The 241-nt window shown below is 43.2% G+C and carries 1 protein-coding gene; it reads left to right on the top strand.

Translation table 11 applies throughout. From position 1 onward, the window contains the following. The first annotated feature begins 51 nt into the window (after positions 1–51). Positions 52–225, top strand: a complete 174-nt coding sequence (locus FS736_RS24740; RefSeq protein WP_186326947.1) for a hypothetical protein — start codon at positions 52–54, stop codon at positions 223–225. Positions 226–241: the final 16 nt, after the last annotated feature.

Raw genomic sequence — 241 nt, forward strand, 5'->3', positions numbered from 1 at the left:
ATGAAAAAAAGGGATTTTGTCTTTGATTTGGGAGGGTTTGGAAAAGGATAGATGATTAATGAAGGGATTGAAGATCTGAAAGAGAAGGGTGTGAATGGTTTTGTGATGAATGGGGGGGGAGATGTGGGGGTGGTGGGATGGGATGAGGTGGGAATGGAAGATGGGGTTTTAATGGGAGAGGAGATGATGAAGCTGTGGATAAGAGATAAAGGAGTTGTGAGTTGAGGGAAAAATTATGGGA

It is taken from the genome of Cytobacillus oceanisediminis 2691 (assembly GCF_007678455.1).
GTDB lineage: Bacteria > Bacillota > Bacilli > Bacillales > Cytobacillaceae > Mesobacillus > Mesobacillus oceanisediminis_A.